This is a genomic window from Croceicoccus sp. (assembly GCF_983967925.1).
The window spans coordinates 1-9,097 of the sequence record NZ_CFETID010000050.1; the positions used below are offsets into that span (position 1 = coordinate 1).

Genomic DNA, 9,097 nt, shown 5'->3' on the forward strand with positions numbered 1-9,097 from the left:
GCACCGCAAGATCGCCGCTTAAGATCAACCCTCCAGACGAGGCCAACACTCATCAAGCGAGCAACCTCATCTGTGCCAAATGTTCTGACGACGGACAATCACGGGATTGACGGGGGAAGATGCGCTTGCCCCTTGTGAGAACACCAAGATCTGAACCTACCGGCCCCTCGCCTCGGTGAGGGGCCATTTTCTGCGCTTGGGGGCCTTCCTGCCGTTCACGGGCCTGTCGGTGATTGGGAGGTTCGGCAAAATCGGTAATCTGTCCATTTCGCTGATAATGGCGAGGAAGTCGAACATTCGAAACGTGGGCTTTCAAACGCGATTGCGGCAATGTTCCCCTATATTTGAACCCGGGGGCGTTGTGGCTGTTCCACTAAAACAGCGATAACAGCGAGGCGTAGTCATCGCTCCACCTTTCACGAGAGGGCGGAGGCAATGGCTGCCAATGCGCGCTGTAAAGCCGCAATTGCTCCAACCGATCCCGACTTGGCGCGAGAACGATCCAGTCCGAGGCAGTTAGCCCTTCCGGAAGTCCATCGAAGTCCTCCCGCATCATCCCATGCCAGTCATTTTCGCCGAGGGCCGCTATCATGGGTGCCAGGTCGAAGAAGCGATTGGAGATATGGATCAGCAGAAGGCCGTCATCGGCCAGCGCCTTGCGATAGATTGCGAAGGCTTCCTGCGTAAGCAAGTGCAGCGGAATCGCATCCGAGGTGAAGGCGTCGATCGCCAGTATATCAAGATTGCCAGGCTGTTCGTCAGTCAGGTTCAGCCTTGCATCGCCAATCACGATCCGCGCATCGGGCGCGCACTGCTCAACAAAGGTGAAGGTGCCCTCCTGCGAAAAGCGCACGACGAGGGGATCGATTTCGTAGAAGGACCACCGCTGACCCGGTTTGCGATAGCAGGCGAGAGTACCTGCACCCAAACCGACGATACCCACCCTGGCGTCGGAATCCGCCAATGACAGCGCCATGCCTATGCCGGCAGTGCGCCCATAATAGGCCGTCGGCTCCTTCCTGCGGCCCGCCGCCTGCCATTGCTTGCCATGCATGGTGGTGCCATGCGTCAGTTGCAACATTTCGCCGCTGCGTGCTTCACTGACACTGTAAACGCCGAAATAGCTGCGCTCTCGCCTTCCTTCGAGGCTGAGCTCCAGCGTTGCGAAGCCGCCATGCCCCAGCATGAGTAGCAGGAAGACAAGCGTGAAGGCGGCGCGGCGCCCCGAAAGCAACGCTCCCAGCAGGATCAACAGGCTGGCCAGCACAATGATCGCGGCGCCGTATCCTCGCGCGACCGCGATGGCTAGGGCGATCGCCAGCACGAAAGCCCCACTAAGGGCGACGAGCACCCACCCGGGCCGGGCAAAGACGTTCCAGCGCTCCCCCAGTACGGACAGGTACGACTTGCGTCGAATCAGCAGCGCGGCGGCCAGGAGCAGCATGGCATGCTCGTAGATCCAGTCGAACAGCAGCGGCGCAATCAATGCCGTAAACACACCGCCCAGCGCGCCGCCAAGCGATACGATCAGATAGAAGGAGGTAAGCTGCCTGGGATCGGGCCTGAGTGCATAAAGACGCCCATGCAGCACGACGGCCAGAACGAACAGCAGGGCCACCATTGCCAGCGCGATTGCCGGGTTCGATTGCCCGCCCGAAATCATAGCCAGCCCGCCAACCAGCAACAGGAGGATGGGCGCATAAAATTCCAGAATGCGCACCCAGTCGCCGCGGTCGGAAAACGCGACCGAGAAGCTGAGCAAATATAGCCCCAGCGGGATGACCCAGAGAAGCGGCATGGCCATGAGGTCGGTCGTCAGGAGCGTGGTCGTCGACATCATCAGTCCGGCCGGAACTGCCGAGAGCGCCAGCCACGTCAGGATGCGCGCCCGGCCGATCGGCGCGCGCGCTTCGGTGTCCGTCCGGGTGCTATCCTTACGCAAGCCATCAGCCTTGCCGACAAAGCGCCAGCGTGTCGCCGCGGCAAGAATAACCAACACGATCAAGATGAGAAAGCCGGCGCTCCACGCGTCGCTTTGCCGGGAAAGCCCCATGTTCGGTTCGACCAGGAACGGATAGACGAGCAAGCCTGCAAAGCTGCCCAGATTGGATGCGGCATAGAGGCGGTATGGATTGCCCGCGCCAGAGACGGCGGCATACCAGCACTGCAACAGGGACGCCTGCGACGACAAGAGCAGGAAGACCGGGCCGATCATCGCTATGAACAGGAAAGGGACCCACAATGTCTCCCACCCCGGCGGCGCCCAATTGGTCACCGGTGCGATCGGCAAGGTCAAGGCCGCCAGCGACAGCAATACGGCGTGAATCACCACCTGTCTGCGGAAAGCCAGCCTGCCTATGACATGGGCATAGGCATAGCCGCCCAAGAGCAGAAACTGGAAAACAATCATAGCGCTGTTCCAGACAGCGGGCGCTCCCCCGAGGCGAGGCAGGGCCATGCGCGCGACCATCGGCTGGACGATGAACAGCAGGAAACTGCCAAAGCCTATGACGACTGTAAATAGTGCGCCCACGGCAATGCTGTTGAAACGATTTCCAATCACGTGCTTGCGCACTCCCATGGAATTCCGTTGCGACCGCAAAGGTCCTCAGAGCACGAAGCCATTTTTTCGCCGATCAGAATGATTGCCGCCGGGTGCGCCAATAGGCCAACCTGTTTCGTAATCTCACTGACATGGCTCCGCTTGATCGAGAATGCCGGTCATACAGCATAGACAGGGTGACAGGTCCTGGTTCCGGCCTGATATGCCGCGCCCGAGATCCCTAAAGACCGGCGAATTCCGCACCCAAGGCGCCGGGACCTTCGAATTTCTCATCTTCCCGCGCACCGATTGCAGGCTTTCTGCGCACATAGCGATCGTCCTGCAGGCATTCGATCAGGAAGGCACCGAGGTCGCCGATGCGGCACCGGAATGCTTCGGTAGGTAAAAACTCGTCCTCTACCAGCAGCGCCCCCGAAGCGGGTTTGTCGATAAGCCAACCGGGTCGAACTGCGGTCCATTTCAGATTGGGCCGTTTTTCCAATTGCGCCTCCATATCCCTCATCTGCTCCAGAATATTGTGCAACGCTGGTACGACCGTCAGCTTGAACCAAAGTGGCAGATTGGGTTGATCTGTCACGAAGGCCGCCGAAATCACCGCGATCCGGTCGATACCGGCCCGCTCCATGCCATCGACTATGTTTGTAGTCCCTTCGGTATAGAGCGGCGGGGGAGACAGCGCATTGCTTGGCGAAAAGGCGACGCCCAGCGTGGAGATGACGGCGTCGCAACCTTTCATGAGGTCGTCCAGTCCGCCTTTCATCACGTTCGCTTCTCGATAGACGACGCCTTCGACCCGATCGGTTTGTCCGGGCAAGGCCCTGTCGATCGCCACCACGTCCCACCCGGCGCGCACGCCGTGCCTGACAACTTCGCGACCGGTTGCGCCGTCAGCACCGAGGATTGCAATGCGTGTCATACTTCTCCAGCTTCGCTTCCTGACGACCGGGATAGAATGTTCCGTCTGATCGTTATCGAACCGTTGTTCCGCCCACTATGTTCCTCCAAATTTGTGAGCGACCTGTGATTTCGAGATGTATGAGGCGGAAATTCTCATTTGGGGGAATTGATTGGGCATGTTTGCCGGCAGTTATTGCGGACCCGCGCCAGATTTAGCCGAGATTGCTTCGCGCTGGAACTTCGATCCGGTTTTGCTCGCGGTTTTGGCGGCTGCGATCACGGTGGCCTTGCGGACAGGCAACCGGCTGGCCGCAGCCGGCGTCGCATTGCTGTTCGTGGCATTTGTCTCCCCTTTGTGCGCCGCGAGCGTGGCGCTTTTTTCCGCACGCTCGGTTCACCACCTGCTCCTGATCGCCGCCGCGCTGGCCGTCTCGTTAGTGAAAGGGGATCGCCTGCCGGGCTGTCGCACCGATTTGCCCTGGTCGGTCGGCTTGGCTACGATCGCGATGACAGCGGTATTCTGGGGCTGGCACGTACCTGCGCTTTACGATGCGGCGCTGGCCAATATGGCGGTCTACTGGCTGATGCAGATCACCATTTTCGCAAGCTCGTTCGCGTTCTGGCTGGCGATCCGCCGGGCCAATATCGTTACGGCCGTCGGCGGCCTGATCGTTGGAATGGTGCAGATGGGATTGCTCGGTGCGATCCTGACTTTCGCCAATCGGCCCCTTTATGCCGTTCACGCCATCGCGGCGCCGTCGTGGGGCCTTTCACCCACTGCGGACCAGCAGATCGCCGGCCTGATCATGTGGGTCGGCGGCATGGTGCCTTTCGCCCTTGGCGGCGCTATGATAGCAATGCACGCTTGGCAGCGTCAGGCTGAGACTGACGCCAGCCCGGTGTCAGGCAAGAATCTTGCCTGACAGTTAGCGGACCGACCCTGATATGATCCTGTCACTGGTAAAGGCGCTGCATATTGCCGCCCTGATCATGTGGTGTGCCGGCCTTTTCTGCCTGCCCCTCATGCTGAGCAAGCACGAGATCGGCGAGGAGCAATCCCACTACAGCCAATTGCGTTTGCTTACGCACCGCGGTTACGCCTATCTTGTGACGCCGGCGGCGATTATCGCGATTGCGGCGGGGACGGCGCTCATCTTCCTGAACGAGGTCTTCACCCTATGGATGTTCGTTAAATTGCTGGCGGTCGGCGTACTCGTCACGCTCCATGCATGGATCGGACATCTGGTGGTTTTGATGAGCGAACGGCGCGGCAGCTATGTGCCGCGCACGTCGATCCCGACGCTGGTGCTGATTTCCATCACGATGCTGACGATCCTGTTCCTGGTATTGGGCAAGCCTGCGCTCGAAAGTTTTGCGCCCGATCTTCTCCGCGAACCGCTCGGTCACGAACTTCCGGTCGACGAGACGCCGATTTGATATTCGAACACCAGCTTGCCCCCATGCCATCCCGTGAAACCGGTAAAGGCGACGGCGAAGGCAGAGATCATGATGCCGTAGGGAAGCACTGCCTGTTCAAAGCCCAGCAATCGAAAACCCCAGTTCATGCCAAGGATGGACAAGAGCATCACCGCGATGATGAAATGCGTCCAGCTGGCGGCGCGCTGGCGAATTCCGGGCACGCTCAGCAGTTCGACCGTGCCGGTCAGCCCCGCAAGAACGCCGAACAGAAAAGCCATCCCCGCAGCCCACAGACCAGCGCGCGCCCAGAAGATGTCGCCAGTCCACCAATAGAACAGGTCCGCGCCCAGCACACAGCTTGTCAGCGCTATCGGAAAGGCTACCAGCATGGCGTGGATGGGGTGTCCGGCAACGGCGATGCGGGATTCCAGCCGGTGAAAATTGGGCTGGTTTTCGACGGGGTCGACCAGCACTGCCGGCTCCGCCTCAACCAGCTCCTTTTCGACAACCTTGTCATGCATGCTGTCACTCATCGATTTCGTCCTTCGCGCGATCGGCTCCGGCTGGCCAGCCCGATCTGCCTGTTGCCTGCTCTTGCGGCGTGCAAGGGTGGCTTGTCCACCATAGATCCCGCAGGCCCGTCCGCATCGCGCGTCGCGAACCTGTGGTGGTGGATGCTGGGTGGCTCTGCCCTGTTGTGCACGCTGGTGTTTACGCTCTTGCTGGTCGCCCTGTTCCGGCGCGGCGTGGCGGATCGCGAAACACCGGCCCGCAAGCGGGTATGGATCGGATGGCTGGGCGTCGTCATGCCGGTGGCGGTGCTGATGGTGCTTCTCGGCTTTGCGCTGTGGGTGGGTGAGCGCAACCTGCCAACCGACCGAGCCGCGCAGGTGGTTCAGGTAACGGCCTATAATTACGGCTGGGAGTTCTGTTACGAAAATGGCAGCTGTTCGGAAGGCGTGCTGCGCATCCCTGCGCGGCAATCCGTCGACCTCGACATCACTGCGACCGACGTGATCCACAGCCTCTGGATTCCGCGACTGGCGGGGAAGATGGACGCGATCCCCGGCCAAATCAATCGGCTGAGGATCCAGGCGGACAGGCCCGGCCAATACGAAGCGGTCTGCGCGGAATATTGCGGCGTGGGTCACGTATACCACCGTTTCGTGGTGGAGGCTTATGACACTGGTGAGACTGACTACGCGGTGGAGGCGGCGCGATGAAGGCAATCGAGCTCCACCGCGAACTGACGCGCATCTGGCAAGGCGAACCCGGCTGGCGCGGCGTGTTCAGCAGCGTAAGCCATACCGATCTTGGCAAGCGCTTCATCGTTGCCGCTGCCGTGTTTTTCGGCATCGGGGGCGTGCTTGCCATGCTGATCCGTGCCCAGCTGGCCACGCCGCAAAGCGCGTTCGCCGGGCCGGAAGTGTATAGCCAGATCTTCACGATGCATGGTAGCATCATGATGTTCCTGTTCGCGATCCCGATGCTGGAAGGGCTGGCCATCTATCTGTTGCCCAAGATGCTGGGCGCACGCGACCTTGCCTATCCGCGCCTTACTGCGCTGGGTTGGTGGTGCTATGTTTTCGGGGGCAGCATCATGATACTCGCGCTTTTGGGCGGGGTTGCGCCCGATGCGGGCTGGTTCCTCTATCCTCCGCTTTCAGGGCGAGAATTCACCGCCGGCGTCAATTCCGATGTCTGGCTGCTCGGCATCACCTTCGTCGAGATCTCGGCGATGTGCGCTGCGATCGAGATCGTGGTGACAATCCTCAAGTTCCGCGCCGCGAACATGTCGCTGATCAGAATGCCGATCATGGCGTGGTATCTGCTGGCAACGGCCGGAATGATGATCTTCGGCTTCCCGCCGCTCATCCTGGGGTCGATCCTACTTGAAGTGGAGCGGGCGTTCGGATGGCCGTTCTTTCAGCCCGAACTGGGCGGTTCGCCGCTTTTGTGGCAGCATCTGTTCTGGCTGTTCGGCCATCCGGAAGTGTATATCATCTTCCTTCCTGCCGCCGGCGCGCTTTCCACTATCATTCCCGTGATGGCGCGCACACCCCTGATTGGATATGGCGCAATCGTGACCGCGGTCATGGCGCTTGCCTTCCTCAGCTTCGGGCTGTGGGTGCACCACATGTTCACGACTGGCATTCCCCATATGGCGCTCGGCTTCTTTTCCGCCGCCTCGGTTCTGGTGGCGATCCCCACGGCGGTGCAGATCTTTGCGTGGATCGGCACGTTCTGGGTTGGCCGGCCGAAATTCACCCTGCCGATGTATTACGTGGTCGGCTTCTTTGTCGTGTTCGTCCTTGGCGGGTTGACCGGGGTGATGCTGGCCATCGTGCCTTTCGACCAGCAGGCTCATGATACTGCGTTTGTTACCGCGCATCTGCATTACGTGCTCGTCGGCGGGTTCGTTTTCCCTATGCTGGCGGCAGCCTATTACTGGATGCCGCATGCGACCGGTCGGACGCGGGTCATGCGGATCGGCATCGCGGCGTTCTGGCTGATCTTCATCGGATTCAACCTTACCTTCCTGCATATGCACCTGACTGGCCTTCTGGGCATGCCACGCCGCGTTTATACTTATCCGGCAGAGGCGGGCTGGACCTGGCTCAATCTCATCTCTTCGGTCGGCGGCTTCATGCAGGCCTTTGGCTTCGGGCTGTTCGCGATCGACATCGCACTGCAACGGCGGCTGGGCAATCGGTCGCGCCGCGATCCGTGGGATGCGGAAACGCTGGAATGGGCGATGCCCACACCGCCGCCGCAGTATAATTTCGCCAGTCTTCCCACAGTTAGCAGTCGCGAACCGTTGACGCACGAGCGAAATATCGGCGCGGGCCTTGCTGCCGGAAAGGGACTGCTGGGCCGAACCATCGATGGCCGGCGCGAAACTCTGGCGGTCGATATTGTCACCGGCGCACCCGAACATGTTGTCGTCTTACCCGGTCCCAGCCGCCTTCCCTTCTTCACCGCCATGGTGATCGGCGGCTTTTTCCTGTCCATGCTGCTCAGCCTGTACTGGCTGGCCCCCGTATTCGTTATCGGCACCGCGGTCATGGTGTGGCGGTGGGGGAGCACCACCGGCACGATTCACGATCCCGGCCCGGTCGATACAGGAAGGGGCTTCACCTTGCCTACCGGTTTCGCAGTCCGTGGCAGCGTCGGTTACTGGGGTAGCGTTCTGGCCATAGCGGCAAGCGGAACTCTTTTCGCTTCGCTGGTCTTTGGCTTCTTCTTTCTATGGGTGGTGGCGCCCAACTGGCCGCCGCCGGGAGGTTACGGGCTCTATCTCGCTGAACCCCTGATCGTCACCGCGGGCGCCGGGGCCGCCATCATGGCCTCGCGGATGGGGATGCGCGGCTTTCACCGCGCGGAAGGCAGTGCGTTGGCGGCAGCGGGAGGGCTTGCGGCGGGTATCTGTGCACTTCTGTTCGGCGCAGTGCGCCACCTTCCCGGTCCGACAGATCATGCCTTCGCGGCCGTTGGATGGATGCTCGTCAGCTATGCGGCATTTTCGGCATTAGTGGGGATATTGATGCAGGTTTTCGCGCGGGGCCGGATCTCCAGCGGACATGTGACCGCCGAGCGCCCTCATCAATTTCGCATCGCCGCCGTGTGGAGCGACTATGGAGCAGGTGTCGCCATCGCGGTTGCATGGCTTCTTGCGTGGTCGAGTGCAACGCTGTGATTGCCCTGTTGCGGATGATCTCGGGCATTGTCCTGTGGGCCGCGGCATTCAGCACGCTTTATGCGCTCCATGGGCTGAACTGCTCTTTCGACAGTACGGGCGAAGGGCCTTTCGGCCTAGTAACGGGCAGGGCATTGCTGCTGGCCACTTGGGCCAGCCTGCTTGTCGCACATGCCTTCTTAGTCGCCTGGCTGCTCAGGCGGCACTCAACATTGCTGGACCGGATTGGCATTGCGCTTGGATGGATCGGCCTAGGCGCGACGATAATAACCGGGGTGCCGATATTGATGATATCAATCTGCATATGATTGATCGATAATCCCTTTCAGACCGATCGGGCGGATAATCGAAATACGCAAGCGACTTGGCGAACGGCAGACCAGCCAGCAGTGGTCATTCGGCCTTTGTTAGAACCTGACGGGGTATGGCGGAAACTGGTCGGAAGATGACGCCTGCGCGGAACTGTCGGAAGGGCAGCTTACAGCCAATCGGATCTCATAACCTGCCCTTCCGGTTCGTCC

The 9,097-nt window shown here is 60.5% G+C and carries 7 protein-coding genes; 4 read left to right on the forward strand and 3 right to left on the reverse strand.

The genetic code is table 11. The features are described 5' to 3' along the window. Positions 1 to 373: 373 nt before the first annotated feature. Positions 374 to 2,581 (reverse strand): fused MFS/spermidine synthase, encoded by a 2,208-nt coding sequence (locus AC4FIJ_RS15995; protein WP_185885924.1) that lies wholly within the window; start codon positions 2,579 to 2,581, stop codon positions 374 to 376. A 202-nt stretch (positions 2,582 to 2,783) separates the two neighbouring features. Further along, positions 2,784 to 3,479 (reverse strand): NAD(P)-dependent oxidoreductase, encoded by a 696-nt coding sequence (locus AC4FIJ_RS16000; RefSeq protein WP_185885923.1) that lies wholly within the window; start codon positions 3,477 to 3,479, stop codon positions 2,784 to 2,786. 157 nt (positions 3,480 to 3,636) lie between these two features. On the opposite strand from AC4FIJ_RS16000, the gene AC4FIJ_RS16005 reads away from it, so the two are divergent. Both AC4FIJ_RS16005 and AC4FIJ_RS16010 read left to right on the forward strand, forming a co-directional pair. Further along, entirely contained in the window at positions 3,637 to 4,383 is a 747-nt protein-coding gene (locus tag AC4FIJ_RS16005; protein WP_185886134.1) for a cytochrome c oxidase assembly protein, read from the forward strand. Between the two features lie 22 nt (positions 4,384 to 4,405). Next, the gene (locus tag AC4FIJ_RS16010) at positions 4,406 to 4,897 is read left to right on the forward strand and encodes a CopD family protein (protein ID WP_185885922.1); all 492 of its coding nucleotides are present in this window, start codon (positions 4,406 to 4,408) and stop codon (positions 4,895 to 4,897) included. Here the strand turns inward: AC4FIJ_RS16010 and AC4FIJ_RS16015 are convergent. Continuing rightward, entirely contained in the window at positions 4,864 to 5,412 is a 549-nt protein-coding gene (locus AC4FIJ_RS16015) for a DUF2231 domain-containing protein (protein WP_425322407.1), read from the reverse strand. The two genes, AC4FIJ_RS16010 and AC4FIJ_RS16015, sit on opposite strands and share 34 nt — an antisense overlap. A gap of 81 nt (positions 5,413 to 5,493) precedes the next feature. Between AC4FIJ_RS16015 and coxB the strand changes: the two genes are divergently transcribed. Continuing rightward, positions 5,494 to 6,102: a cytochrome c oxidase subunit II gene (gene coxB, locus AC4FIJ_RS16020; RefSeq protein ID WP_244982785.1), complete on the forward strand. Its 609-nt coding sequence runs from the start codon at positions 5,494 to 5,496 to the stop codon at positions 6,100 to 6,102. Next, a complete protein-coding gene (ctaD, locus tag AC4FIJ_RS16025; protein WP_490337636.1) occupies positions 6,099 to 8,576 on the forward strand; it encodes a cytochrome c oxidase subunit I in 2,478 nt (825 codons plus the stop codon). Before coxB ends, ctaD begins: the two co-directional genes overlap by 4 nt. Positions 8,577 to 9,097 lie beyond the last annotated feature (521 nt).